The following is a 25,892-nucleotide window of genomic DNA, read 5'->3' as shown; positions in this document are numbered from 1 at the left end:
TTCTCAGGATTTGGCAGGTCGCATGCCTTGCTGCATCTGAATACGCTTGAGTGTTTGCTGGTACATGGTGGTGCGGCGGTGGTTCTTGGCGTAGCCACCGGCGGCGGCCACGGTGCCTGCCTGGATGTGATCCAGGTAGCGGAAGATCGTACGCGGCGAAAGAAATCTGATGCCGTAGCCGAGGCTGCTTAATCGATCCTGCAGCGTGTATCCCGGGACCCGGTCGTCCATCGAAAAATGCAGCCCGTGCGCCTTGATCAACCGTGCATTCCACAAGGTGCAGAAGCTTTTCAGGTGGGTTTCCCGGTAGGGTTTTGGCTCCCGGGAACGCAGGCCCAACTGAAGTTTTGCCCGCCGGAAATAGTGTTTGAAATAACGCGAAGACAAGCGCCAGGTGTCTCTTAGAACACCCCGATCAAGCTGTTCGACACAACCGACTGCTGCTGTATCCAAAGATTGCATACACTCGTTGATCATCATTGAAAAGACAGTGCTGTCGAACACGAAAGTGTCGGTGTGCAGCAGAAACAGGTAATCGGTTTCAACTTTCGCAAGTGCCAGATCAAGTGCCTTGCCATGAGCAATATGTCCGGGTTCCTTAGCCGGCGAGGGGCGCTCGATCAAGTTGATCCAGTCAAGGGAACGCAAGTAAGTCAGACTTTCGTCCGCAGAATCGTTGTCCACCACCCACACCGGAATCTGATGATCCTTGACGTATTGCTGGAGAAACTCCAGGCACATCCGGGTTATTTCCGGGGTTTTGTAATTGACCAATACAAGACTGAACGCGGGCTGTTGTGCCGAGGGGAAATCAAACGCTCTCATGGTCAGGGCTCACATCAAGTTGAAGGGTTTTGCATGCGGCAATCGATGCTCGCAACCCGCTGCTTTGTGGCCCGGATGGTAGGGACGCAACCTTAGTTCAAGCTTAATTTTGGAGCGGTCGGGTTCAGTCGACTTGTTACGGCGTGCGACGCAAGCGCAGGCCGCGCACACGGCGACTTTCCACGGTAAGATGCGCCGCCATTTTCAGATCAAGGAAGACAACGGCCCGCGCCGTTTGCCACGGATGAAACCACTTTCCCTCTACCACCCGGCCCTCTACTGGCTGCGCGTGTGGCAAAAAAGACTGTTCCGCCACATCGCCTGGCACTGTTCGAGTAAACGCTACGCACGACCTGCCGCGACGTCCGAGCGCTTGCCGTATCGCTACCTCAAACACACCTCCAAACTGATTCGCAAACTCGGCGACTCCGACCTTGCGCTGCAACACAACAAAGTCATCAACCTCAAACTCGCCGTCGCCGCCATCGACGGCGTCACCATCGCCCCTGGCGAATATTTCTCCTTCTGCCGCCTCGTCGGCCGCCCGACCCGCCAACGCGGCTATGTCGAAGGCATGGAACTGTCCTTCGGCCAGGCCCGCACCGGCATCGGCGGCGGCATCTGCCAACTCAGCAACCTCATCCACTGGATGGCCATTCACTCACCCCTGGTCGTCATCGAACGCGCCAACCACAGCTTCGACCCCTTCCCGGACGACGGCCGCGTCCTGCCGTTCGGCTCTGGCGCGGCGATCTTCTACAACTACATCGACCTGGTGCTGCACAACCCGACGGATCGCAGCTTTCAGCTGAAGTTGAAGGTCGGGGAGACGCAACTGGAGGGGGAGTTGTTGTGTGATCGGGAGCGGGCTTATCGGTATCACGTGTTTGAGTCGGGGCATCGGTTTGTGCGGGAGGGGGAGCGGGTGTTTCGGGAGAATGAGATTTGGCGGGAGGTGAGGGAGAAGGGGCAGGTGGGGGCTTTGGTGGAGAGGGAGCGGTTGTATGGGAATCGGGTGGTGGTTAAGTATGAGGTTGGGGAAGGCGCTTTTGAGGTGACGTAAATCTATTGGCTGGTTGTTGTTTTTTTCAATTTTATCGATTCACAAGGACGTTTCAATGAACCGCTGTTTCAAGACTTTCATCCCGGTCGGTGTGGTGCTTTTTACTCTGTTCAGCACAGGCAACACATGGGCACAGGAACCGCGAGCGCTGTACGACGCGATGAAGGGTGGGGTCTGTTCGCCTAACTCGGAGCGCTTGCACGAAGACGCGGTAAAGGGTGATCTGCAAGCACAACTGGAATTTGGCAAAGCCATTCAGCAGAACCTTTGCGGGGTGGTAGAGCAATTCTCGCCCGGCATGCCTGAAGAGTGGTTTCGCAAACCTGCAGAACAGGGAAATGCCGAGGCACAAGCCGAACTCGCCCACGAACTGAGTTCGGACTGGAGTGTAGAAGGTGAAGACGCCGGGGTTTACTGGAGTCTGAAAGCTGCGGAGCAGGGCAATGCGAAAGCGCAATTCCATCTGGCGCAGATTTATCATCGTGGTGGCCGCTCGATAAAAAATCTCAAGGATATGGACAAGGCTATGGCCTACTACAACCAGTCCGCCGAGGGCGGTTATCCCGATGCCTACATGCTATTGGCGATGATCTACCAAGAAGGGGATGGGGTCCCACAGGATGACGTAGCGGCAGCCAAATGGCTCCGTAAGTTCGCCGAGACGGGGAATGCTTCTGGGCAGTTTGATTTTGCAGAAATCCTGGCTGCCGGGCGAGGTGTTGAAAAAGATGAAGTCAGTGCCTTCGATTGGTTTAGCAAGTCGGCTGCCCAAGGAAATAAGTACGCCCAATATGAGATGGCGCAGATGCTCGAACAGGGCCGTGGAACGAAGCGCAATGAACGGGAAGCGGCCAATTTCTATCGCAAGGCGGCTGATGCCAAATATGGCAAAGCTCAATTGGCGTTGGGGAACATGTACGCGCAGGGCAGAGGTGGGTTGAGCAAGAGCAAAACCAAGGCGAAATTCTGGATGCTCAAGGCGATTGAAAGCTCGGCACCTGGGGCTCAGGAAGCGTTAAACAAGCTTTGACGTGGCTAGCAACAAGGGGCGATTGAAGTCGCCCCTTGTTGTACATCAGACTTCCTGTTTCCAGGCTGAAAGGGTGATCACAGTTCCCTCTTCTTTTCGATTGTTGATCTCGATTTTGTAGGTCCCGCCACCGATATACCCCTCAACAAGTGCTTTTCTCTCGGTGCCGCTGATCTCGGAGTCTTTGGCTTGTTGCTTGTAAAATTCCAACACGCTTGCGTACTCGGTGTAGGTCTGCAGAATGACCTCGAACTCATGTCGTGGCCGGCCGGCTATTTGATCCCAGTCGCCATCCATAGGGGCGCCTACCATGCCGGGCGTTATGAATTTTCCGTGTGCTCCAGCACCGATCAAATGAGCTTGTTCTGGAAGCAAGGGAAGCATGAATTCGGGAAAATCTGACGGAAGCTGTGAGGCGCTCCACGCCGCCTTTTTCGGATCTGTGGAAACGTATTCCACGGTCGCAATTTTCTGCACATTAGCGCGTGTTTCAGGATCGTCGCTCTCGGCAAGGATGGCTTGCATGGGCGGCAACTGCTTACTCCAGGTAACAAGAGGCGCAGCATCATCTTTTTTCGCGCCTTTCGACTGGAAGATAGTCAGCACAGTGTCCGTTAGGTCATTACAGCTCAACGACTCTTCTCGGGACTTTACAGTGCAGTGTCCGTTTACCAACCCGACCGCAACCAGTTGACCTTTTTCATCCAGCAACAAGGCAGCCCGTTCGACACCGTTATTACGGTCATTCATGGCTGTAATCATCTTTTTCCCAGCGGGAACACCCTCTTCAAAAGACGAAATTTCTGAATCTAGGGATTCAAGGACCTGCTGCACGATCATGGTGTTGTCGTTTGTGTAGCTACCGGTCGCATAGCCAAAAAAATTAACCAGCGAAGTTCGGATCGCGGGATCCTGATTGAGTTTCGGGGGAGTGGGTGCTGCGGGATCATTTGTCAGCAACAACGCAACGGTGCCGTCGGGACGTTTTTCTGAGCGTAGTGACAGGGCGGTTGCGTTCAGGGAAAGAGTCAAGGCGAGGATGAGGGTTAGGGAGCGCGTTAGGTGTGGCAAGAGACAGTCCTTTGTGTTGGTTGTAAATCAGATTGTGAGGTTGGTTTTATGAGGGGGGTTAATGAAACGAAAAATAAATCTGTCGCCTTTGGTTATATGTTCCCTTTGATTATAGGTCTGTTTGGTGAACTCAGTTGCGAAAGTAGAGTTCGTCGATCTGCCGTCGTCGAATCGACAAATATTCTTCCCAGACTGTCGGAAAGTCTTCGTCGCGGGTGAAGGGGAAGGTCAGGTAGATGTGTTTCCCGCTAACGCTTAAATACTGCCTGGTCCGTTTGAATGCGGGCTGCTCGTGAACTGATACAGTCTCATCATAACCATCGTGGCGCTGGTGGATACTGATCCGGTGCGGAGCAATCATTCCTCGTGAAAAGTCGATGACCCAACTACTGTCCACGGCAGTGGTGAGGTAACCGTAGACGCCATTGTCGGATAAGCGAATACACGATCTTGCGTGTACGCCCTCGTCATCGTTTACAAGCACAACTTGGTCGTTGAAATAATTGATGCGATTTTGATTTGGGCCTGTTAGCAGAAGACCCCAACCCTCTGCTCCCATATGGAACTCACCTGTATTGTTAAATTCTGCAATCCAGTCGTTCGGTAGGGTGATTTTATGGCAGTTCATGTTGAGTTTTTAGTAAGTTTAGTGGTCGGGCGGGTAGTGAGTGGATGTGTTGTTCAAAGCTATGGAAACTGATTCCTGGAGATCTGTTTTAGTGATAATACGGACGGATTTATTCTCTTGAACGAAAACAAATCTATCCTTTTGAATTTTTTTGGGTCTGTGGATTTGTTAAAGTTTTTCAATGTCTATAGCGCAGCCATTGTTTTTTAATATTTGAAGCTCTTGCTCAAAGGAATACTTCGATGAGGTTTCGTTTTTTTTGTCGTATTCTTTTCTTAGTAGTCTAAATAGGGTGCTGACATTGTTTTTTGCTTTTTTGTCAAGGCTTTCAGTTAGGTCGTATTTCTCGTCTGAAAGAAAGCTTATTCTGTTTTTTAGGATGTAGTATGCGGCTATATTTGAGAGCAGGCCCGTTGCATCCTCGTAATTCTCGCTTAGATACTTTGCGTAGTCTTCAAATATTTTTGTCAAAAGGCTCTGAGGCGTTTTTTGATTTTTTAAAACACTGCACATTTCCTGCCAATTGCTGACATAGAGGTGGTCACCCCAATCGGAACCTCTAGCGAAATAAATCCCTTCACCTTTGAAAAACTCGGAAATTTCATGCTGATCCAAGGCGGTTTCAAATGTGGTTTTCATTGAGGCTTTTCCCAATCTTCGAAGTTTTTCAGCAGCGTTCCAATATATCTGTTGTGGGTGACGCTTTCTGAGCCGATCAGGACTAAAAAGTGACTGAAAAGGGGATGCCCATTCGCTTAGTCCCCTTTGGCTTATAGATCCCAGCACCCCAAAAAAATCAGAGGTTATCTATGTTGGCTGGACCTCCGTCGTTGATGAGCTTGCTCATCCGGCGATTATAAAGCTCTAACTCTTGAGGATCGTTGTTAGTCGTGACTGTTTTTCTAAGAAAGCTCATAACAAGAGAGATTTTCTGTTTGTAACTATCAGTACTGTCTCGCACAAGATCAAATCCATCTTTTGACAAGAAAGGATGCTTGTTTCTTAGATAGTAATAACAACCGATGTTTTCAAGTAGGTCGTTGGCATCATTTTTTGTAGGCTCAATGGAGTTTAAGAACTCGCTGAAAGCATCCCTCAATATTTCCGTCGAGTTGTTAAGGGGGGTCAAATAGCCGCAAAGTCCCTGCCAATTTATGATGTGCAGCTGAGTTCCCCAATCCGGATCTGGTGTAAAGTACTGGCCATTTCCTCTGAAATAGTCAGGGAATTCATTTTTTTTAGAAGCTATTTCAAAGTTGCTTGTCATTGGAGTTGTTCCCAGTCGTCGAATTGGCTTAGAAGTTTATTCATGTCAGCGCCGTGATTGATTTTCTCAGAGCCAATGAGGGCTGCTTCTTTTGTACCACTCTTCGTCTCGCCCCCAGGAACCCACTCTTTAGGATAAGCACCTGCTTCATTGCCGTTCGGTATCTCGTACTTGAATCGTGGATCGTCAGGTTTTATTTTTACTAAGTAAATTTTAGCTGACGATAGATCGTTTGAACCAAGATTTAGTTCTCGATTTAGAACTTCCCAGTCACCACCACTCGCTTTGTATTTTGCAACCACACTATCCATTTCGGAGGGCAGACCTACAAATTTTCTAGGGGGAAAGGTCGGATACGAGGAACGCTCAATCCACTGGTCAATAACAACAAATGAACCACCTTGTTGCCTGAATGCTTCCTCGTGAAGGTTTACATATTGCTCCGGCAAATATTCACGTGCGCTTCCAGGTCGATTGCCTCGCTCTAAATTGATAACGTCATCATACTCAGATTGACTCATCGGGATTCGATCAGGTTTTGTTGCATTTGCTGTGTTGCTTGGTGGCTTGCAATCAGCACCAGGGCAGTTGTCTAACCCCAGCGGATCCACCCAACCCGTAGGGTTCGGAACGTATTGGTAGTTATTCAACCCACCCGCAAGCTTGATCGGATCCGGCGTCAGATACCGCGCTGTGTTCGGATTGTAGTAGCGGTGCCGGTTGTAATGTAACCCCGTCTCGGCGTCGAAGTACTGACCCTGAAAGCGCAGCGGGTTGTCGATTTCGCTGACATCCAGTGCCGCAAGGTTGCCATAGGCACGGTATTTAGCCGACCACATGATCTCGCCGCTGTAGTCGGTGAGTTCCTGCGGTGTGCCGAGGTGGTCGAGTTGATAGTAGAACGGCGTGGCCTTTAGTGGACCCTCGCCGTCGAGCATCGCCAAGGGGCGGAAGCTGCCGGGTTCGTAGATGTAAGTGCGATAGCGGTTGTCGGCGCTTTCGGCGATCAGACGTTCGCCTTGCCACAGGAATTCGGTGGTATGGCTGTCGACGGTTTTTTCGATACGGCGGCCGAAGGCATCGTATTTGTACGACGCTGTACTGCCACCCGGCAGATTTACGCCGATCAGACGATGCTGGCAGTCATAACGGTATTCAGTGACGAGTTTTTGTTCGGTGCCGCGCCGCTCGCGGATCAGGTTGCCGTAGGCGTCGTAGTCGTAGTGGCGGTCGCCCTGCATCAGCAGGCGGTTGCCTTTGACGTTGGCCAGGTTGGCAACGGGCATGTCGGTCTGACCGAGCAGGTTACCCGCCGGGTCATGGGCAAAGCTTTCGGGTGTTGCGCCACGTACGTTGATCAGACGATCCAGCGGATCGTAATGGTAGCTGCGATTGCCTTTGCGGCTGTCGTCGATGCCGGCGAGGTTGCCGTTGGCGTCGTAGTTGTAGCGACGCTGGAACAGGTTTTTGTCGCGTTGACTGACGCTGTGCGCTTGCAGGCGACCTTGTTCATCGTATTGGTATTGGCTGAGCAGCAAACCTTGCTGGCGTTGCTGTTCACGACCGGCACTGAACTGGTGGGAAGTCAGGCGTGTGCCGTTGAGGTCGATGCTGCTCAGATGCCCACCGGGTTGGTGGCGATAATCGAGTGTGCTGCCATCCGGCAGGCGGCAGTGATTGAGCTGTCCGACGCTGTCGTATTCGTAACGTGTTGTGCCCCAGCCCTGATGCTCGGTGATCAGCCGATCCTGCACATCATATTCATAAGCTAGCGGCCAATGACCATCGTCCACGTTGACCAGACGGCCAAGTGCATCGTAGCTGTAGTGAATTTCCTCGCCGTCAGGCAGGGCTTTCACCAGCAGTCGGCCGGCGGCGTCGCGCTGGTACTCGGTGACCAGTTCGCTGCCGTCTTCGCCGAATTCGGTTTTCTTCAGCAGCTTGCCGTTGAGGTCGTACTCGTAGGCAGTGCGGCGTCCGTCGAAACCGGTTTCCTGCTGGATTAGCCCGTTCGAGTAGTAATCCAGCTGATAGTGTTCGCCGCGTTCGTTTTCTATGTCGGTGAGCAGCAGGCGTGCGTTGTCATAGCGATAACGCAGTTGAGTGCCGTCCGGGTTGATACGACGGCTGACCAGGTGCAGGTTATCGGCATACTCGTAACGGGTTACGCGGCCCAGTTCGTCGCGTTCAGCCGTGACGCGACCGTACGGGTTGTAGGTAAACGCGCGGGTTGCACCACCGGGCAGGGTGATCTGTGCCAGACGGTTTGCAGCATCCCACTGGTAGTGGGTGATTGCACCGGTTTCAGCCTGACGTGTGATCTGCCGACCGAGTGCGTCGTAGCGATATTTGCGCTGACCGCCGTCGGGCAGGCGCTCCTCCAGCAACTGGCCGAGGTTATTCCAGCCCAGTTGATGGCGGCTGCCATCAGGGTGTCTGATTTCCAGTAAGCGTCCCTGGCGATCGTAGCTGTAGTGCGTCGAGTTTCCATCTGGATCAATTTGTTCGGTGATATCGCCCTGGTCGTTGCGCCAGTAAATCCATTTGGCCGGGCCACGGTTAACCACACGGACGTAACCGTGGTAGTACTCGTAGGAGGTCGGCATGTCTTCCGGCGGGATGACCGCGACCAGTCGACCGGCCTCGTTGTATTGGTATTCAGTGACTGCGCCGAGTGGATCCTTTTCGGCGATCAACCGGCCTTGGTCGTCGTAAGCCTTAAGGTGTTCCGCGCCATCCGGATCGACCTTGGCGACGAGTCGAGCCTTGTCATCGTGGGTGTAGACCTCTTCGCTGCCATCGGCGTTGGTAACCGTGACACTACCTTTGTCATCCCAGGCGTATTGCGCGTCCATCTGCGAGAAGCTGGCCCAGTGATGGATGCAACGCGCTGACTTGCCTTCCTTTTCCCATTCCCAGTAGAAGCTGGCGCCACCGGCGAGTTGCCGCTCGAGAATGACGTTCTGTTCGTTGTAGGTGTAACGCTCGGATTCACCGGCAGCGTTCGTGGCTTTGATCAGGCGTTGTTGAGCATCGTACGTGTAGGTGACCAGCGTCTGGACGGTGCTCCATGCATCTTCCAGATTGTCTGCCGGGACGAATTGCTGATAGTCGATGGCGACGATGTGTTTGCGGTCGTACCGAACCAGAAGTGCTCGACCGGCCCCGTTATCCACGCGCTTGATTCGACCGTGGATGTCACGGGTTATGTGCAGGCGATTGTCGTAGTTGTCGCTGATGGCGATCAGCGTCGCGCCTTTGCTGTTATAGCGGAAATGATAGAACTGCTTGCGTTCACCAGCCTGCGTGAGCACCAGTTCGGAAGGATCATTGCCGATGAAGATCGCGGCTTCCGAAAGGCTGTTGGTGATTGCCGGACGCTGCTCGCTCGGCATAGGAAAAGTCGTGACACGGTTTTCGTGGTCAGTCCAGACGACTTCATCGCCATTGATGTCCACTCGTTGGGCGAGGGCATGGCTCCAGCCAAAGCCGAGACCGCAATCCATTTCTGCCGCACTGGTGCGATAGAGACGCGTCCAGGTGAAGGGCAGCAATCCGCCGAGTTCGCCGTCGGTAAGTGTCAGCAATTCTTCGCCGGTGACCATCGAAACCGGACAGCCATTGGTGCATGTCTTTTTTGCACAAGAGGCACTTTTGTCGTCGGGTGTCTTGGACTGATCAGGAGCGTCGTCGACCTTTTCCTTCGGTTCAAGCTTGTGTTGATTCTGTTTTTTATCCCGCGGAAATGATGAAGCGTCCTTGACCTCCTGTTTCGGGGTATCTGAAGTTTTCGGCAGCGGGCCCTTGGCTGGTTGCTCCGCTACCTGGCTTTTCGGTGCGGCCTTGGTTGGTTGGGGTTTGGGCTTGGGCGCTTCAGCGGCGGCTTCGTCGATCTTCAATGCTGCCGTTTTGGCAGGCTTCATCGGCACATTCTTGGCGCTGGCGATGATTGGTTTCGACACCTCCGCATGAGCGGGCAGGGCGTGTTTGTTGCTGAGTGTCATCAGAGTAGAAGCAAGATCATCCAGGTACTTGATCGCTTCACCCGATTTGACCGTGGACAGGACTTTTGTCCCTGCTCTTACAGCCAGTCCGGCACCACCCGTCAGGCAGATACCCACCAGTACGTTGATCAGAAACTCCGAAGCAATCGCCGTCATAACGTCGACGATGACCTGCGGCGGAAGCATGCCGACCCACGCCACAATCGCCGAGACATAGATGAACATCAGCGGCTCGTCGCTGAGGATCAGCAACCCTGAAGCGATGGACTCTTTCGACGCGGCATATAGCTTGTCGATTTCGATGTCCGACAGATACTTTTTGAGTTTTGCGTAGTTTTTTCGCGGATTAGCGAGCAGCTCGAACAGGCTTTTGATGTCGTCCCACAAACGAAGCAGAGCTTTCTCAAAACCATCCAGTGCCCGTTTGAGCAAAATGACCGAGCGCCCGGCGCGATCTGCCGCCGAGTAGCTCGCCCATTGCGGCTGAAACTTACTCGACCATTCGCTTTGCAGCCAACCATCAAGCTTGCCGATAACGCCTTGATAGGAGTCATAGAGCGCTTTGACGTCGTTCTGCGAGACGTTGGGAAAGAACGTGATGCGGTAGGTCTGACCCTTCTTGCAGCCTTCAACCACCTTGATGCCGGTTGGGCCGATCATGGTCTCGATGACCGGTCCGGTAACGTCGTCGTAGAAGGTGCCTTTGGTCACTGGCTCCAGTTTCACTGGAGTATTGCCAATAGGGACGAATCGCGCCGACTCAAACATATGGATCAGCGTGAAATCACCCACCAGTGGGCAGGTCGCATAGGTTTCCACGGCGCCGGTTTTGGTCTTGCGTTTAGTCACGCTGACTTCATTGCCGACCTTGAAAGTCTGGTCGACATCCAGCGCCCAGCCTGTCCAGAAACCGTCAGCCCAATCCTTGTAATCGCTCAGGCAGTTTTTGAAGTCTTTGAGAATCAGGCTCACGTCAGGTGTTTTGGCGTCCAGCACGCGCAGGACCAATGTACCAATCGGGGTATTCATGACGTGACTTCCTTTGTCAGCTCAGCAGCAAGACGCTCTGCCATTTCTTCTGTATTTGGGTTTTGGCGTACGAAGCGCTCGACCTTTCTACGCAGGTTGGCTTCAGGGAATTCGAAGTAAAGCTCTGGACAGTCCTCTGATAGCCACTGCATCAGGTTTTCGACGACGGTGGTGTGATCCTTTTTTGCGAGGACATCCAACAGCGTTTGAGGCACTTCCCACCAAGGCCAATCTTTCGCAGGCGGCACTGCTCTTCGGCCCACTTCAACGCTTTTGCCATTGATCAGATATCGCTCGAATACCGGTAAAACTTCGCCGGTAGCAGGGCCAAGGGTTTCTATGATCGGGTAGATATGCCGACCATCCCAAAATCGAAAAAATACCTCCGTGGCATCTGGCATACGAACTTGGGTCAGGCTACGTAAATGCTCCAGTACCAGATCTGGATCGCAGGTAGACACGGCGAGCCACCCCCAATCCAATGCGTCAGTTTCAGCGATCCACGACAAGAATCCAGCGTTCGGGGTGATTTCTGCGAGGTATGGCATCACCGGTTTCCAATCGGCGTATGGCGTTCCGCTCCAGATAGGTAGAAGTTGCGGAGCCGTATCATGCTGATAAAAGGGCTTGAGTGGCTCTGCATCGCTGGCAGCACTGACGATCAAGTACAAGCGCTCGTCTCTCTGCAGCGGCTGTTGTGCCAGCCAATCCTTGGGTGTCAGTCGATTAGATGGCACAGGCACCTGCCTTACACTTCTCACACTCTTCACAAAACGGCGCATTACGCTTGAGGGTGTTGATCTGCGCCGGTGTCAGCACGGCACCCGCCTTATCGGCATCGGCCTGTTTCAGTACGCCCGGCATCAACGGCGCCGCACCGGTGCCGCTCCCCGGCCCACCGCCGGAGTTGATGTTGATCGCCGGCCCGCTCATGGTTACGCCGCCGCCATCGATCTTGATGAAGCTGCCACCCCCGACCAACGTCAGTTCAGCCCCAGCCTCCAGCACCACCTTCATGCCGCTGCTCAGGTGAATTTCCTGCCCCGCATCGATGAACTGCCCGGTGCCGATCTTGATGTGCTGGTTCACGCCCACGGTCAGGTGGTCGTTGGCCCGTGCTTCGACTTTGCGGTCTTCGTAGACGGTGTGGTGTTCTTCGGCCTTGAATTCCGTGTAGCTGTTCTTTTCCACGACGTCGTGGCGTTCGTTGCCGACGCGGATTTTCTGGTCGTGTTCGATGTTTTCGTCCCAGTCGCGCTGGGCGTGGAGGAAGATCTGTTCCTGGCCTTTCTTGTCTTCGATGCGCAGTTCGTTGAAGCCACCGCCGCCCATCGAGCTCAGGGTCTTGAAAGTGGTGCGCGTCTTGTTCGCCGGCAGGGCGTACGGGACGGTGTTTTCCTTGTGGTACAGGCAGCCGCTGATCAGCGGCTGGTCGGGGTCGCCTTCGAGAAAGGTCACCAGCACTTCCATGCCGATGCGCGGGATGGCGATGCCGCCGTATTGGGCGCCGGCCCAGGCTGACGACACGCGCAGCCAGCAACTGGTCTTGTCATCGGCGAGGCCGTCGCGGTCCCAGTGGAACTGCACTTTCACCCGGCCGTATTCGTCGCAGTGGATTTCCTGGCCTTTAGGCCCGGTGACCACGGCGCTCTGGCTGCCGAGGATGCGCGGTTTCGGGTGGCGCAGGGGCGGCCGGTTCGGCACGTCCCACGGGGTGGCCTGGAAGCGGTTGCGGTAGCCCTGATGGAAATCGTCTTTCAGCGCGGTGGTGTCGCTGGTCACCGATTCTTCCAGCACTTGCGGTTGCTTGCCTTCGTGATGGACTTCGGTGAGCAGCCACAGGTCATTCCACTTGGCCTTCGGGTGTTCTTTCAGCGCGAGGAAATGGCCGCTGACCAGCAGCGGCTGGTCGCTCTTGCCTTCGGCGAGCTGGAAGTCGCTGCGATGGCGTTCGAGGGCGCGTTTGGCCAGGTGTTTGCCACGCTCGCGGTCGACGAAACGGCCGGGGTAGTCGTAATCATCGAGGTCGGGCAGGGCGTCGCCACGGTTTTCGCTTTCGAGGGTGATGCGCGGTTTTTCGAAGTCGTAATCGCGGCGGGTGGTGCGGCTGGTACGGGTTTCCAGGCGCAGGTCGAAGCGCTTGATCACCGGGTCGCTGGCGACCATGCCGGAGTCCTGCTGATAGGCCACCGGCGCCAGTTTGTGGAACACCGTCTGGTCGTCGCCGAACACCAGTTTGTGCGCCGTGGCGCTGTGCTGGAAGTGGTAGTGAATGCCTTCTTCTTCGCACAGGCGCTGGATGAAATGCAGGTCCGATTCGTCGTACTGCACGCAGTAGATGCGCTCGGGGTAGATCGAACCGGTCTGGAACTCATAGGCGTTGCCCTGGATGCCATGTTCTTCGAGGACCTTGCCGATGATTTTCGGCACGCTGAGGTTCTGGAAGATCCGCTGGTTGATCCGGTGCGCCAGGTACGCCAGTTGCGGGCGCAGGGTCACGGAGTAGCGCGTCAGGCGCTTGCCGGAATCGCCTTGCGCGGCGCGGTAGATCAGGCCGTGGATGCCGCTGCCGTCGGGCGACAGCTGCAAAAAGGCCGGTTTGTGCAGCAGGGTTTCGAGGTTCAGCGACGGCTGCTCACTGACCAGCTCCACCTCGAACACAAAAGGCTGGCTGATGGCTTCCCGACCGGTGAGGGTAAACACCTGAAAGTCGTTGGAAAGACCTTCGACGGTCAGGGCAAAGTGAGTTTCATTGGCCGGCGCGAACATCCCTTGTTCCTCGTGCTGTACAGCGGCGTTCGTCGATGACCGCCAAGCGGATCAACGCACGCGAAATTCTGGAGGGCGTAAACAACATCGACCAGCAGAGCTGGCCGATGCTTGAAACGATCAGCCGTAATTAAACGACTGGAGCACGCCAGTCATCGGAACCCGAAGTACCGGATACTTCGTGGGTCCAGGTGATTTTGCGGTAGGTGAACTGCACTTCTTCCAGGTGGGTGAAGTGCGAATTGCCTGGATCCTGGCAGTTGTGCATTTTGTTGTTGATGGCGACGATGATCGCGTCTTCCAGTTTGGTGGTGTAGTAGTGCTCTTGGGTGCCTTGCGCCGAAGTGCGGTACCACTGGATAACGATTTCGCTCATGCGCTCGCCGGAGGTCAGTGCTGCTTGCAGCAGAGGCGAAGCCTTGTCGTAGACCTTGGTGATCACAACTGGCTTGTGCACGCGCTGACCGGTTGGCTGACCGGATTGTGGGTCACGCGGGATGATCACGTCGTGGGTGAAAGCCTGAACCATAACCTGGTCTTCGTGGCCTTCCTGGTAGGTGTTGCCAACGGAGTCGGCGGTGAAGGCGCCGGCAGTGATCAGGCCTTGTTTTTCGCCGGTAACCGACATGTACGCTGGTGTTGCCATGGGATGCTCTCCTTGCGGATAAAGTTAGGGTGCCCGGGAGGCGAAATCGCCCGGTGGGTGCCTGACTGTTATCAAGGAGCGTGCCAACATTTTCGAAGCCTCGTAAAACCGGGGGGATGGCGCTGGCAGTCATTGAATTTCGTGAAAAACGGCAGCGTTTCAGGCGAAAAGTGCGCAAGAAGTTGCGCAGTACTGCGCAACTTCTTGCGCACTTGGCTGGAGGCCATGAGCGGCGTGGCTTGTAGCGGTTTTAAGGGGCGTTTTATTACGTACAACTGCGCAACTTCTTGCGCAGTATGGCCAAACGCCGCTTCGTCGCCTTACCGAGTCAGCACGGTGAGGCATTCTTCAATCGAACGCTGCTGCGTCTCGGCATACAACCTCAATTCATCGATGGTCGAACGCCCCAAAGCCTGTTCGAACGCCTGACGATTGGAATGCTCACCATAGTGCGTCTGCGCCACATCCCCCAGGTTTGACTGAAAAATCCCCGCCGCACTGACCGGCAGGAAATCTTCGTACACCAGCGGTTCGGCTTTCACATACCCATCGCGTAACAACGCTTGCAGCGAAACATCAGCCGGACGACCCGCCGCAAGCCCTTTGTCTGTCAGGAAATAACGGAAGTACGCCAACTCCTGCTCGCGCATGCCCTCGAGGCTGTCAGGGAATTCGCTGAAGTGCTGGGTCATCAGCGTGTTGTAGCGTGAGGCGTTGGCTTCGCTGGGGAAGTCGCCCAATTCATCGCGTGCCGCATTCAGCAGACGGTCGTACAGCGCCCGGCCCTTGGGGGTCAGCGCCGCACCGCGTTGTTCGATTTCACCGAATCGGGCGCTGTGGCTGCCGCGGGTGTGCGTCTGGTCGGTGAAGGCGATCGGCTCGTCCAGCGCCTTGAAACTGGTCTGACGCAGCAGGATCGGATGCTGCCGGCGCGGTGGCCCTTCGATCACCGCTTTGGGTGTGATGCCGTGCAGCGGCATCTTTGCCTGAACGATGTCGATGTCCAGCGTACGCGGTGTCAGGTGGTTGATGTGCGGGCCCTTGAACGCGACGACATCGGCGATCAAACGATGCTGGGCGCTGAGCGTCTGGTATTGCGCGGCGGTGACGGTGGCGCTGTGGTGCCAGCGAAAAGTCTCCAGCGCTTGCAGGACAAATTCCCCGGCCTCGGATTCATTCAACCCGCCAGCGGCTTCAGCCTGCTCGATCAGACGCAACGCGGTTGGGGTGAAGATCGAACGCTGATCCAGCACCGATTGCGCGAAGGCCCGCAGCTCGGGGTCTTCAATCAACTCAAGTCGCAGCAACGAAGTGAACACCCGGAACGGGCTGACCTGTAGCGCATCTTCATGCACCGCGCGGAACGCCGTGGAGTGCACCGGCACTCCGGCGGGGGTCAGGTCGTAATAACCCACGGGTTGCATGCCCATCACCGCAAACAGGCGGGCGAGGGTGGCCAGTTCGGTCGCGGTGCCAACGCGGATTGCGCCATGGCGCTCCATGTCCAGCCGTTCGATTTCGCCGGTGCTGTGCAGTTGACGGGCGATCTGCGGCTCGCGCGACAGCACGTCGAGGTTGGTCTGTTCCACCAGTTCCATCAAGGCGCCATACAGCGGCACTTCTTCGCGGTACATGTCGGACATCGCTTTGGAGAAGCGTTGGCGGATCAGGTCGGGGCTGACGAAAGGCTGCACGGTCATGAAAAAAATTCCTGGCACGGTCACGTAAAGGATGGGGGAAAAGATCGCAGCCTTCGCCGACGCGGGCAAACGAAGAATCCTACGAACTTCATTCTGCCAACGACTGACCGTTTACCTGTCCTGACGCGAGTTCTCCCCCAGGAACTCCCGATACAAACGTGCCGTGTTCGACGGCTGCTCGACCATCGGCATGTGACCGACGCCGTCCCACACATCGACCCGCAGATTGGCGATGCCCTTGCTCCAGACCGGCACGCTGCTGACATCGATCAACCGGTCCTTGCGGCCCCAGAGCAACAGCCCCGGGCATTTGATGTCCGGGAGTTTTGGCTCCATCGGCGGACTGGCGCGGAAATCCCGGAAGATCTCTTCCAGTTCATCCCGGCGTTGTTCATAGCGCTGGGCGATGGCATCCAGCACCAGCCCCGGTACCCAGGGCGGCGAGGCCATGGTCATCGCATAGAAGCGTCGGAATTCTTCCCGGGAATTGATCAAAAACGGATTGTGCCCACGTGCCAGATGGCGCTCCATGTCGCTGGGCTCCGGCGCGGTGACGCCGGCCGGGTCGATCAAGGCCACCGAAGCGATGCGGTCCGGGTAGGTCGCCGCCAGCCACGCGGCGATGTAACCGCCCATGGAGTTGCCGATCACATGGACTTTCTCGACCCCGCAGACGTCGAGCAACTGGATCATGCGCTTGGCCTGCACCGCGATGTCGTAGCCACCCCCCGCCTTGAAGCCGGTTTCGCCGTGGCCGGCCAGGTCCGGAATGATCACTCGATACTGACTGACGAAATGCCGGGCGAAGCGCAGCCACAGGTTCTTTTCCGCGCTGTAGCCATGCAGCATCAGAATGCTGCTCGACGCTTCATAGGGCCCGCCTTGCCAGGTTGACACGGTCATTTCGGCAATCGGTACTTCAATCTTGTGCAACCGGTACAGCTTGGCCTCCAGGGCCGCGCTCAGGTCGTAGAGCCAGTGGCCGACCGCCGGGTAGCTCAACCAGCTCCAGGCCACGAAAACTGCGAGGGCGACAAACAGCAAGAGCATCGGACGTCTTCCTTGTTCAAGACAGAATGTGGTCGGCCGGTTTCAGCGCCCGGGTCAACCGGTGATAGCTGAAACTGAAGCCCGGGAACATTGCGATCACATGACCGCTCTTGCTTTGATACCAACTGTGGCAGCCGCCGGTTTTCCAGACCGTGCGCTCCATCTCCCGGTGAATCATCTGAGTGTAGGTACGTTCTGCTTCGGGGCGAACTTCGATGCTGCGCAGACCTTTGGCCTGCACGGTGCGGATGCAGTCGAGGATGTAGTTCATCTGCGATTCGATGATGAACAGCGCCGAGGTGTGGCCTATGCCGGTGTTCGGCCCGGTGACGATAAACAGGTTGGGAAAGTCCGGCAGGCTGGTGCCGAGGTAGGCGCGCGGGTATTGCGCCCAGACGTCGCGCAGTTGCACGGCGTTTTTTCCGCTGACCGGGTAAGAAATCACGCCGTCGGTGGCGTCGTAACCGGTCGACCACACGATCAGGTCGACGTCGATGTGCTGGCCGTCCGTGGTGACGATGCCGGTTTCGTCGAGGCTGGCGATGCCTTGCTCGCGGCTGTGCAGCGTGACGTTGGGCCGGGTCAGCGCCGGGTAATAAGTGCTGGAGACCAATACCCGTTTGCAGCCGATGGTGAAGTCCGGCGTCAGTTTTCGCTGGAGTTCGGGATCCGTTACCTGGTGTTTGAGGAATTTCAGGGCCTGGTGCTGCACCATGTGAATCGCCGGTTTTGAATATTTGAAGGCGATGACCCGGGTTTCGAACTGCCAGTAGATCATCCAGCGCAACAGCTTGTAGGCCGGTTTCAAACCCAGCAGCCAACGCTGGAAGGGCCCGAATTTGCGGTCCGGTCGGGGCAGCACCCAATGCGGCGTGCGTTGAAAGACGTGCAGTCGCTCGACCTGCGGCGCAATCGTCGGTATCACCTGCGCCGCACTGGCGCCGCTGCCGACGATGGCCACGCGTTTACCGCGATAGTCGTAGCTGTGATCCCAACTGTTTGTATGAAAGGTCTTGCCCTGAAAGCGATCCTGTCCCGGGAAGTGTGGGACGACCGGTTGGCTCAATGGCCCGGTGGCGTTGATCAGGAACTGTGCGTAGAACGTGCCTTTGGTGCCGGTGTGTACGGCCCAACGTTTCTCGGTTTCGTCCCATTCGATGCGTTCGACGTTGGCTTGCAGTTCCACGCGGTCGCGCAGGCCGAAACGCTCGATCACATGTTCGGTGTAGTGATGCAGCTCGGCCTGTTCGGCGAACATCTGCGTCCAGGGGTAGGGCGCGAACGACAGTGAATACAGGGGCGACGGCACATCGACCGCCGCGCCGGGGTAAGTGTTCTGGCACCAGGTGCCGCCGAAAAAGTCCCGCCGTTCCAGCAAGCGAAAATCGTCGATGCCGGCCTTGAGCAAATTGATGGCCGCGCACTGGCCGCCAAACCCGCTGCCGATGATCAACACTTGATAGGTCTGCATGGGCCTCCTTCTTAGAGTGTTTTTTCCATTTTCTTCCTTTCATGTATAGCCAATCATTTGCCTGCTGTGTGATGGAAATGGCGGGGTATTCGGCCGCTGGCCGGTGATGGCTATTTAACGTCTCCCTGTTAGACTCCGAGCACATCCTTTTGCGGTGTACTCGAGGCCCTTATGGGAAGAACGGGAGGAAAGGGACTTTCACTGGCCAGGAGGCTTTACACATCGCGAACCCTCGGGTTGGTCCTGGGGCTTCTATGCGTGAGCGTTGCGATGCACCCGCTCGATCCGCCGACCTGGGTCTGGGCGCTGATGCTGTTCAACGGCCTGGTCTGGCCGCACCTCGCGTATCAATGGGCCCGACGGGCCAAGGTTCCGTACCACGCCGAACACCGCAACCTGCTGCTCGACGCCTTTCTCGGCGGCTTCTGGGTCGCCGCCATGCACTTCAATCCCTTGCCCAGTGCCACGACCATTTCAATGATGGCGATGAACAATGTCGCCATCGGTGGCCTGCGTTTTCTGCTGGCCGGGGCGGCGGCGCAGTTGCTTGGCGTCGGCGTCGGGCTGGTAGTGTTTGCCCCGGCCTTCATCCCCGCGACCTCTCCGGCGCAGCTCTATGCGTGCCTGCCGTTGTTGATGCTGTATCCGCTGGCGCTGGGCTGGATCTGCTTCCGCCAGGCCTACACCCTTGGCCTGCACAAGCGTGAATTGCTGGCGTTGAGCCGTACCGACAGCCTGACCGGTTTGCTCAATCACGGCGCCTGGAAGGATCAACTGGACATCGAATTCGAACGCAGCAAACGCCAGCAGACAGGCGCGGCAATTGCGCTGATCGACATCGACCATTTCAAGGCGATCAACGACACCTACGGCCATGTGGCCGGCGATATCGTCCTGCGTCAGTTAAGCAAGATGCTCAAGCAGAACCTGCGCATGGCCGATGTGGCGGGGCGCTACGGCGGCGACGAGTTTTGCGTGATCCTGCCGGACTTGCCGCTGTTCAACGCGGCGCAGGCCATGGAAGCCTTGCGTGAGCGTTTTTCCTTTCTGGTCTACGAACAGAGCCCGGCGCTGAAAGTCAGCTTGAGCATTGGCCTGGCGGCACTCGATCCGGCTCACGGCGATGCAACGCGCTGGCTGAACGATGCCGATGAAGCGCTCTACGAAGCCAAGGCCAGCGGGCGCAACCGGGTGATCTGCTGCAACGATGACAAGCCGCGGCGTGAGGTATTCGATTCGGTTTGAACGGATTGGGTGTCGCATCCGGGATAGAGCCTTGGGGCGATGTCAGGTACGGTTCAGTACCCGACACGAAACAAGGATTGATTCATGACGTTCAAATTCCCTCGTTCCCTGCTGGCCGCCGGTCTCGGCCTGACCCTCTCTTTCGCAGCCGCTGGCGCCTTCGCCGAACCGCACAAACAGGTGCTGGCCGACGCCGAGCAATACAAACCCGAAGCCCTGAAATTGCTCGAGCGCCTGGTCAATATCGACTCCGGTTCCGGTGATGAAAAAGGCCTCAAACAAGTCAGTGACATCGCCATCGATGAGCTGAAAAAGCTTGGTGCAACCATTGAATTGGTGCCCAACACTCCGGAAAAAACCAACCACGTGCTCGCCACGCTCAAAGGCACCGGCAAGGCGAAAATCCTGCTGATGGCGCACATGGACACGGTGTTCAAGGAAGGCTCCGCCGCCGAGCGACCGTTCCACATCAAGGACGGCCGCGCCTACGGGCCGGGGGTGATGGACGACAAGGGCGGGATCGTCGCCGGCATTTATGCGCTGAAGATCCTGAAGAACCTCGACTTCAAGGATTACGCGCAAATCACTTTCCTGCTCGATGCCAGCGAAGAAACCGGTTCGGACGTCGCCACCGACCTGATCAAGAAAACCGCCAAACTTCACGACGTGACCCTCAACCTTGAACCGGGTCGCCCGGCGGATGGCCTGGTGGTGTGGCGCAAGGGCAGTGCCACCGCACTGGTCGAGGTCAAGGGCAAGGCTGCTCACGCCGGCGTCGCACCGGAACTGGGGCGCAACGCGGCGATGGAAGCGGCGCATCAGATCCTGCAACTGGGCAAACTCGGCGACGAAGCCAAGAAAACCACGATCAACTTCACCGTGCTCAAGGCCGGCGACCGCACCAACGTCATTCCGGATCAGGCCATGGCCAAGGCTGACGTGCGGGCGGCGGTGCCGGAAGAGTTCGACCGGATCGAGAAGGATCTGGCGCGGGTGTCGCAGGACAAGTTGATTCCTGACACTGAGGTGAAAACTTCATTGCAACGCGGCTTGCCACCGATGCCGCAGACGGCGGAGTCGGATCGTTTGATGGCGATGGCCCAAGGGATTTATGGCGAAATCGGCCGCAAGTTGACCGAAGAAGGCAGTGGCGGGGCGGCGGATGCGAGTCTGTCAGCCGGGGTGGGCACGCCGACGCTGGATGGGTTCGGGATTGTTGGCGGCAACATTCATACGCCGGAGGAGTATGCGGAAGTGGAGAGTGTGGCGCCGCGGATTTATCTGTTGTCGCGGATGATTATGGAGCTGGCGAAGCAGTAACGGCAGCTAGCGGTTTCGCGGCGGGCGCCATGCGAGTGGACTCGTAATGGCGTCGGGCCGCTCTGCCTCTTTGTAGCGGGGTGCGAGGTTACTCTTTGACGCTCATGTATTCCTTGGCCCAGAGGATGTATTCCTCAGGCTGGGTGTAGGTGTGGGTCAGTTCGGTGGCGCTCAGGTCCGAGGCCTGGGTGAAGATCTGGCGCTGTTCGCGCAGGCTGTCGTAAGTGGCCTTGATCGCCGCGAAGTAAGCGCCGTGGCCGTCGATGGTCACGCGCACACCCAGTTCGGCCAGGCGCTTGTCGTCGCGCAGCGCCGGGTTGCCGTAGGTGACCAGCATCAGCGGGACAGTCAGGTGTTCGGCGATTTGCTCGAGCTGATCGAAGTCCTGGATGCCGACCATGCAGATACCGTCGGCGCCAGCGGCCTGGTATTGGCGGGTGCGGCTGATGATTTCCTGATTCGGCAGGATGCCGGCGTTGGTCCGGGCGATGATCGCCATTTCCGAGTCGACTCGGGCTTCCAGTGCCGCGCGGATCTTGCCGACGCCTTCGGCGACCGAGATCAGGTCGGTGGATTTACGGCCGAATTGTGCCGGCAGCAGGGTGTCTTCGATGGTCAGCGCGGCGACGCCGGCGCGTTCCAGTTCGACGATGGTGCGCATCACGTTCAGGGCGTTGCCGTAGCCGTGGTCGGCGTCGGCGATCACCGGCAATTGGGCGACCCGGCCGATGCGGGTGGCCTGTTCAGCGAATTCGCTGAGGGTGATCAGGGCAAAGTCCGGAGCACCCAGGACCTGCAGCGAGGCGACCGAGCCGCCAAGAATCCCTACTTCAAAACCCAGGTCAGCGGCGATGCGGGCGGACATCGGATCGAACACCGAGGCGGTGTGATAGCAGGTGTCGGAAGCCAGCAGCTGACGGAAGTTACGGCGCAAATCTTGATGAGAAAGCCTGGTCATACGAGTTCCACCAATACAAAGGAATGGAAAGGCTTGAGCAAAGGTGTCAACGCCGAAGGTGAAAAGGCTATCACGCCAATGGGTCAAGGATCATGACGAATTAACGAGGAAGTTAACCAGGGAAAACCTGTTCAGGCTTTCTTGCAGCAGGCAGAGGCGCTCAGGCCGCCACCGCCTGCTGCTGTTGATTGGGCAGCGGCACTGCCCGCACCGAGTTGCCCGGCTGCAATTGCAGGCGTTTGGCGGTGAGACGGTCGATTACCAGAGTGCTGCCGACCCGGCGCCCCGGAGCGACGGTGATGCGGCAGTTTTCCAGACGCCGGTTGTGGATCAGCCACAGCGGCGCCTGATCGTCCGGCGCGCCAATGCTCAGGGTCAGTTCCAGGCTGTCGCGTACCGTGCGGATACTGCGGATCGGCGCCTCGATGACCGGGCCGCCGTCGAAGATGTCGATGTAGCCTTTGTGGGCGAAACCCTCGGACTGGAGGATTTTCAGTGCCGGCTCGGTGTTGGGGTGGGCCTGACCGATCACGGCCTGAGCCTGTTCGGTGAGCAAGCAGGTGTACAGCGGCTGGCGCGGCATCAGTTCGGCGATGAAGGCCTTGTTGCCCAGCCCGGACAGGTGGTCGGCGTGGCTGAAGTCCATCTGGAAGAAGTGCCGGCCGAGGCTGTCCCAGAACGGCGAACAGCCTTGCTCGTCGGCACTGCCGCGCAGTTCGGCGATCATCTTCTCGCCGAACAGGTGCGGGAATTCAGCGACAAACAGCAAACGCCCCAATGACAGCAGGCGTCCATTGCTGCCGTGGCGCTGATCGTGGCGCAGGAACAGCGAGCACAGTTCCGATTGGCCGGTCAGTTCATTGTTGAGGAACAGCGTCGGGATCTGCCGCTGGATACCGAGGTCCGGCGCCGAGCTGACAGTCAGCCCGACCCGATAGTTGTACCAGGGCTCACGCAGGCCGACAGCCCCGGCCAGGGCGCTGACCCCGACCACCCGCTGCTCGTCGTCCTCGAGCACAAAAAGATAGTCGGCATCGGCCCGTTCGACCTGCTCGGCGAAGGCGCGCTGCGCCCAGCGTACCCGGTGGGCCAGGCGATCTTCGTTGGCGGGCAGGGTGGTGAACCCTGGCCCGGCCTGTTGCACCAGCGTCATCAACGCTGGCAGGTCGCTGACTTGGACCGGACGGACAATCATGCTGCAACTCCTTTTGCGCGCCTGCTCGGGCACTGTCGTTGGGTGAGGGCGCGGTTCACAGGGCAATCACCCGGATCTTGCTGCCAGCGCTGACATTCAGTGCTGCACAAATCGCCGGCGTAAGCGCCAAGGGCTGACCGGGCTGGTAATCCAGCTCCGCGACCACCGCCCGAAAGCCATGCAGTGCATCGTTACTCACCAGATAACGACCGCGGGCATCGATCAGTGGTTCCGTTTGAACCGTGGCGGTCTGGCTCTGGGCGATCGAACGGATGTTGGCGGTGCGTGCATACAAGGTCGGGCCGGCATCGAACAGGTCGATGTAGCTGTTGGTTTCAAAACCCTCGCGCTCCAGGATGTCGAAGGCCTCCTGACCGTCCGGGTGGATGCGACCGATGCACTCTTGCGCCGCCAGCGGCAGCATCGGCACGTAGATCGGGTATTGCGGCATCAGTTCGGCAAGAAACGTACGGCTCTGCAAGCCGCACAGGCGCTCGGCCTCGACGTAGGGCAGATCGAAGAAGTGCTTGCCCAGCGCGTCCCAGAACGGCGAGTTGCCCTGCTCGTCGCTGTAGCCGACGATTTCGGTGATCACCGCTTCGGCAAAACGCGTCCCGTGGGCGGCGATGAACAGCAAGCGTGCCCGCGACAGCAATTCCGAGAACGGCGTGCGCACCAGCGCCGCGTCGATGTGAAAACCGCGCAGCAGCGTGTGGCCGCTCAGGTCGTGGCACAGCGACAGCGCCGGCACGCCGTGTTCGATGTTCAGTTCCCGCGAAGCGCTGGTGAAGTGGCGGTTGCGCAGGCTGTAGAACGGTTCGTTGTGGCCGGCCGTGGCGAGAATCTCCGAGCAGCCGACCAGGCGACGGCTGTCCAGATCTTCCAGCACGAAGAAGTAATTCTCCGGGCCCTGAGCCGCGTCGTCGCTGTCGAACGAGGCGCAGGACGCGGCGATTTTTTCGCTCAGGCGCTGGCTGTCGTCCGGCAGGGACGTGACGCCCACCAGGCTGTCGCGAGCCAATTGTTGCAATTGAGGCAGGTCGTTTGGCTCGACTGGGCGTAAGACCAGCATGGATGCACTCCTGTATCAAAAGGTTCGGCCCATTCGCCGAACCTGACTATCACTGTCGGTTTCCACGCGTTAAAGCGGCGGACGCCTGATTTGTTGTCAGACGCCGCTCTTTTTCTTGTCAGCCATTGCTCGGGTCAGGCAGCGCGGTACTGGCGCCGAGCTTGTTCAGGAAGAACAGGTACACCAGACCCAGGGCGATCCAGATCAGGCCGAGTTTCTGTGCATCGACGCCCATGTTGTACATGATGGCCGCGACGATGATGAAGCCGATCACCGGGCAGATCAGGTGACGGATCACCTGGCCGGACTTCTGCCGGCGCCAGTAGTAATTGATCACGGTCAGGTGCAGCAGCATGAAGCCGCTCAAGGCGCCGAAGTTGACCAGCGAGGTCAGGGTGTCCACCGAGTTGATGAACAGGTAGCAGATCACCAGCGACAGCACGGCCACCAGATAGATGCTCAGGTACGGCGTGTTGTGTTTCGGGTGGACCTTGGCCAGCACTTTCGGCAGCTTGCCGTCGCGGGCCATGCCGAACAGCAGGCGCGAGACCGCCGCTTGCGAAGTGATCGCCACCGCCACGCCCCAGGCCAGGGCCGTGGCCACGCCGGTCAGGGTCGCGAGCCAGCTGCCAGCGGCAATTTCGGCGATTTCATAGAACGCGGTGTCGGCGGACTTGAAGCCCATGCCGGCTGCCAGGTCGGTAGCGATCCAGGTCTGTACGACGAAAATCGCGCCCATCACCACCAGGGTAATCAACGCCGCTTTGCCGACGCTGCGGCCCGGATCGCCTTTGATCTCTTCGGCGAGCGTGGAGATCGCATCGAAGCCAAGGAACGACAGCACCGCAATCGACACTGCTTGCATCAGCAGGGCGAAGTTGAAGGTTTCCGGGTGATACAGCGGCGCCAGGGTCAACTGGCCGTTGCCGCCACCGTTGTGCAGGGCATTCCAGGCGTAGAACAGGAAAATCCCCAGCACAACGAGTTGCGCCAGCAGGAACACGATGTTCATGCGGGCGGTGAAAGTGATGCCGCGCAGGTTGACGAACGTGGCGCTGACCAGGAACGCCAGGATGAAGCCGACCTTCGGAATGTCCGGGTACAAATGGTTGAGTGCCATCGCCGCGTAGACGTAGAGCAGCGGCGGAATCAGCAGATAGTCGAGCAGCATCAGCCAGCCGGCGATGAAGCCGACGTGTTGATTCAGGCCTCGTTGTGCGTAGGAATACACCGAGCCGGCAATCGGAAAGGCCCGGGCCATGCTGCCGTAGCTCAGCGCGGTGAAGACCATCGCCACCATGCCGATGATGTACGCCAAGGGCACCATCCCCGGTGCCTCCGCGTTGACGTAGCCATACACGCCAAACGGGGCGATGGGGATCATGAAGATCATCCCGTACACCACCAGGTCGGTCAGTGTCAGGCTACGTTTCAACTCCTGTTTGTAGCCGAACTCTTCTATTTCCATGAAGCGCAACTCCTTGTCAGCCAATCGGTCGTTTTAGTTGTTATATCGGTCCGTCGTTTACAGCGTCAGCAGTGGTTACAA

At 57.4% G+C, this 25,892-nt stretch carries 20 protein-coding genes; 4 read left to right on the top strand and 16 right to left on the bottom strand.

Annotated features, from left to right (window positions below):
- Positions 1–3: 3 nt before the first annotated feature.
- Entirely contained in the window at positions 4–825 is an 822-nt protein-coding gene (locus AC07N4_RS13050; protein WP_102622409.1) for a glycosyltransferase family 2 protein, read from the bottom strand.
- A gap of 244 nt (positions 826–1,069) precedes the next feature.
- Here AC07N4_RS13050 and AC07N4_RS13045 point away from each other — a divergent pair, with 244 nt between their 5' ends.
- Together AC07N4_RS13045 and AC07N4_RS13040 are read left to right on the top strand one after the other, a co-directional pair.
- Positions 1,070–1,888 carry a VanW family protein gene (locus tag AC07N4_RS13045; RefSeq protein ID WP_273535306.1) on the top strand — a complete coding sequence of 273 codons (819 nt, stop codon included), beginning with the start codon at positions 1,070–1,072 and terminating at the stop codon, positions 1,886–1,888.
- Between the two features lie 55 nt (positions 1,889–1,943).
- The gene (locus AC07N4_RS13040) at positions 1,944–2,918 is read left to right on the top strand and encodes a tetratricopeptide repeat protein (RefSeq protein WP_102622795.1); all 975 of its coding nucleotides are present in this window, start codon (positions 1,944–1,946) and stop codon (positions 2,916–2,918) included.
- 45 nt (positions 2,919–2,963) lie between these two features.
- Here the strand turns inward: AC07N4_RS13040 and AC07N4_RS13035 are convergent, their stop codons facing one another.
- The 11 genes from AC07N4_RS13035 to AC07N4_RS12985 form a co-directional block, all read right to left on the bottom strand.
- On the bottom strand, positions 2,964–3,989 hold the full coding sequence (locus tag AC07N4_RS13035) for a hypothetical protein (protein WP_273535257.1): 1,026 nt from the start codon (positions 3,987–3,989) through the stop codon (positions 2,964–2,966).
- A 130-nt stretch (positions 3,990–4,119) separates the two neighbouring features.
- Positions 4,120–4,617 carry a hypothetical protein gene (locus AC07N4_RS13030; protein WP_102622797.1) on the bottom strand — a complete coding sequence of 166 codons (498 nt, stop codon included), beginning with the start codon at positions 4,615–4,617 and terminating at the stop codon, positions 4,120–4,122.
- 168 nt (positions 4,618–4,785) lie between these two features.
- A complete protein-coding gene (locus AC07N4_RS13025) occupies positions 4,786–5,256 on the bottom strand; it encodes a hypothetical protein (protein WP_102622798.1) in 471 nt (156 codons plus the stop codon).
- 157 nt (positions 5,257–5,413) lie between these two features.
- Positions 5,414–5,884 carry a hypothetical protein gene (locus AC07N4_RS13020; protein ID WP_493066711.1) on the bottom strand — a complete coding sequence of 157 codons (471 nt, stop codon included), beginning with the start codon at positions 5,882–5,884 and terminating at the stop codon, positions 5,414–5,416.
- The gene (locus AC07N4_RS13015; RefSeq protein ID WP_493184134.1) at positions 5,881–10,917 is read right to left on the bottom strand and encodes an RHS repeat-associated core domain-containing protein; all 5,037 of its coding nucleotides are present in this window, start codon (positions 10,915–10,917) and stop codon (positions 5,881–5,883) included. The genes AC07N4_RS13020 and AC07N4_RS13015 overlap by 4 nt, the downstream gene beginning before the upstream one ends.
- Positions 10,914–11,654 carry a DUF4123 domain-containing protein gene (locus AC07N4_RS13010; RefSeq protein ID WP_493066732.1) on the bottom strand — a complete coding sequence of 247 codons (741 nt, stop codon included), beginning with the start codon at positions 11,652–11,654 and terminating at the stop codon, positions 10,914–10,916. Before AC07N4_RS13010 ends, AC07N4_RS13015 begins: the two co-directional genes overlap by 4 nt.
- Positions 11,644–13,686, bottom strand: a complete 2,043-nt coding sequence (locus AC07N4_RS13005) for a type VI secretion system Vgr family protein (RefSeq protein ID WP_495077480.1) — start codon at positions 13,684–13,686, stop codon at positions 11,644–11,646. The genes AC07N4_RS13010 and AC07N4_RS13005 overlap by 11 nt, the downstream gene beginning before the upstream one ends.
- Positions 13,687–13,816: 130 nt before the next feature.
- On the bottom strand, positions 13,817–14,332 hold the full coding sequence (locus AC07N4_RS13000) for an Hcp family type VI secretion system effector (protein WP_007918282.1): 516 nt from the start codon (positions 14,330–14,332) through the stop codon (positions 13,817–13,819).
- A 320-nt stretch (positions 14,333–14,652) separates the two neighbouring features.
- The gene (gene hglS, locus AC07N4_RS12995; RefSeq protein ID WP_493066066.1) at positions 14,653–16,032 is read right to left on the bottom strand and encodes a 2-oxoadipate dioxygenase/decarboxylase HglS; all 1,380 of its coding nucleotides are present in this window, start codon (positions 16,030–16,032) and stop codon (positions 14,653–14,655) included.
- A gap of 111 nt (positions 16,033–16,143) precedes the next feature.
- The gene (locus AC07N4_RS12990) at positions 16,144–17,082 is read right to left on the bottom strand and encodes an alpha/beta fold hydrolase (RefSeq protein ID WP_102619566.1); all 939 of its coding nucleotides are present in this window, start codon (positions 17,080–17,082) and stop codon (positions 16,144–16,146) included.
- Positions 17,083–17,098: 16 nt separating this feature from the next.
- A complete protein-coding gene (locus AC07N4_RS12985; protein ID WP_493066067.1) occupies positions 17,099–18,553 on the bottom strand; it encodes a flavin-containing monooxygenase in 1,455 nt (484 codons plus the stop codon).
- Between the two features lie 171 nt (positions 18,554–18,724).
- Between AC07N4_RS12985 and AC07N4_RS12980 the strand changes: the two genes are divergently transcribed.
- Both AC07N4_RS12980 and AC07N4_RS12975 read left to right on the top strand, forming a co-directional pair.
- Entirely contained in the window at positions 18,725–19,798 is a 1,074-nt protein-coding gene (locus AC07N4_RS12980) for a diguanylate cyclase (RefSeq protein ID WP_102619568.1), read from the top strand.
- Positions 19,799–19,882: 84 nt separating this feature from the next.
- Positions 19,883–21,118, top strand: a complete 1,236-nt coding sequence (locus tag AC07N4_RS12975) for a M20/M25/M40 family metallo-hydrolase (protein WP_493066068.1) — start codon at positions 19,883–19,885, stop codon at positions 21,116–21,118.
- A gap of 88 nt (positions 21,119–21,206) precedes the next feature.
- Here AC07N4_RS12975 and AC07N4_RS12970 read toward each other — a convergent pair whose 3' ends face one another.
- The 4 genes from AC07N4_RS12970 to AC07N4_RS12955 form a co-directional block, all read right to left on the bottom strand.
- The gene (locus AC07N4_RS12970; RefSeq protein ID WP_096822909.1) at positions 21,207–22,076 is read right to left on the bottom strand and encodes an isocitrate lyase/PEP mutase family protein; all 870 of its coding nucleotides are present in this window, start codon (positions 22,074–22,076) and stop codon (positions 21,207–21,209) included.
- 160 nt (positions 22,077–22,236) lie between these two features.
- The gene (gene astA / locus AC07N4_RS12965) at positions 22,237–23,271 is read right to left on the bottom strand and encodes an arginine N-succinyltransferase (RefSeq protein WP_096822908.1); all 1,035 of its coding nucleotides are present in this window, start codon (positions 23,269–23,271) and stop codon (positions 22,237–22,239) included.
- 55 nt (positions 23,272–23,326) lie between these two features.
- Complete coding sequence (locus tag AC07N4_RS12960; protein WP_493066069.1) at positions 23,327–24,343, bottom strand: arginine N-succinyltransferase; 1,017 nt, start codon at positions 24,341–24,343, stop codon at positions 23,327–23,329.
- Positions 24,344–24,461: 118 nt separating this feature from the next.
- Positions 24,462–25,811: an APC family permease gene (locus tag AC07N4_RS12955; protein ID WP_085733174.1), complete on the bottom strand. Its 1,350-nt coding sequence runs from the start codon at positions 25,809–25,811 to the stop codon at positions 24,462–24,464.
- Positions 25,812–25,892 lie beyond the last annotated feature (81 nt).

Source organism: Pseudomonas sp. GW821-FHT09E04, from assembly GCF_059416185.1.
This window is presented reverse-complemented; position numbering and strand designations above follow the sequence as displayed.

What these genes read in the sequence shown, in the direction of transcription:
- AC07N4_RS12970 (WP_096822909.1), bottom strand. Translation starts at nt 22,076, where the DNA reads ATGACCAGGCTTTCTCATCAAGATTTGCGCCGTAACTTCCGTCAGCTG.
- AC07N4_RS13025 (WP_102622798.1), bottom strand. Translation starts at nt 5,256, where the DNA reads ATGAAAACCACATTTGAAACCGCCTTGGATCAGCATGAAATTTCCGAG.
- AC07N4_RS13040 (WP_102622795.1), top strand. Translation starts at nt 1,944, where the DNA reads ATGAACCGCTGTTTCAAGACTTTCATCCCGGTCGGTGTGGTGCTTTTT.
- AC07N4_RS13020 (WP_493066711.1), bottom strand. Translation starts at nt 5,884, where the DNA reads ATGACAAGCAACTTTGAAATAGCTTCTAAAAAAAATGAATTCCCTGAC.
- AC07N4_RS12985 (WP_493066067.1), bottom strand. Translation starts at nt 18,553, where the DNA reads ATGCAGACCTATCAAGTGTTGATCATCGGCAGCGGGTTTGGCGGCCAG.
- AC07N4_RS12955 (WP_085733174.1), bottom strand. Translation starts at nt 25,811, where the DNA reads ATGGAAATAGAAGAGTTCGGCTACAAACAGGAGTTGAAACGTAGCCTG.
- AC07N4_RS12960 (WP_493066069.1), bottom strand. Translation starts at nt 24,343, where the DNA reads ATGCTGGTCTTACGCCCAGTCGAGCCAAACGACCTGCCTCAATTGCAA.
- AC07N4_RS13015 (WP_493184134.1), bottom strand. Translation starts at nt 10,917, where the DNA reads ATGAATACCCCGATTGGTACATTGGTCCTGCGCGTGCTGGACGCCAAA.
- AC07N4_RS13050 (WP_102622409.1), bottom strand. Translation starts at nt 825, where the DNA reads ATGAGAGCGTTTGATTTCCCCTCGGCACAACAGCCCGCGTTCAGTCTT.
- AC07N4_RS12980 (WP_102619568.1), top strand. Translation starts at nt 18,725, where the DNA reads ATGGGAAGAACGGGAGGAAAGGGACTTTCACTGGCCAGGAGGCTTTAC.
- AC07N4_RS13030 (WP_102622797.1), bottom strand. Translation starts at nt 4,617, where the DNA reads ATGAACTGCCATAAAATCACCCTACCGAACGACTGGATTGCAGAATTT.
- AC07N4_RS13000 (WP_007918282.1), bottom strand. Translation starts at nt 14,332, where the DNA reads ATGGCAACACCAGCGTACATGTCGGTTACCGGCGAAAAACAAGGCCTG.
- AC07N4_RS13045 (WP_273535306.1), top strand. Translation starts at nt 1,070, where the DNA reads ATGAAACCACTTTCCCTCTACCACCCGGCCCTCTACTGGCTGCGCGTG.
- AC07N4_RS12990 (WP_102619566.1), bottom strand. Translation starts at nt 17,082, where the DNA reads ATGCTCTTGCTGTTTGTCGCCCTCGCAGTTTTCGTGGCCTGGAGCTGG.
- astA (WP_096822908.1), bottom strand. Translation starts at nt 23,271, where the DNA reads ATGATTGTCCGTCCGGTCCAAGTCAGCGACCTGCCAGCGTTGATGACG.
- hglS (WP_493066066.1), bottom strand. Translation starts at nt 16,032, where the DNA reads ATGACCGTGCAGCCTTTCGTCAGCCCCGACCTGATCCGCCAACGCTTC.
- AC07N4_RS12975 (WP_493066068.1), top strand. Translation starts at nt 19,883, where the DNA reads ATGACGTTCAAATTCCCTCGTTCCCTGCTGGCCGCCGGTCTCGGCCTG.
- AC07N4_RS13005 (WP_495077480.1), bottom strand. Translation starts at nt 13,686, where the DNA reads ATGTTCGCGCCGGCCAATGAAACTCACTTTGCCCTGACCGTCGAAGGT.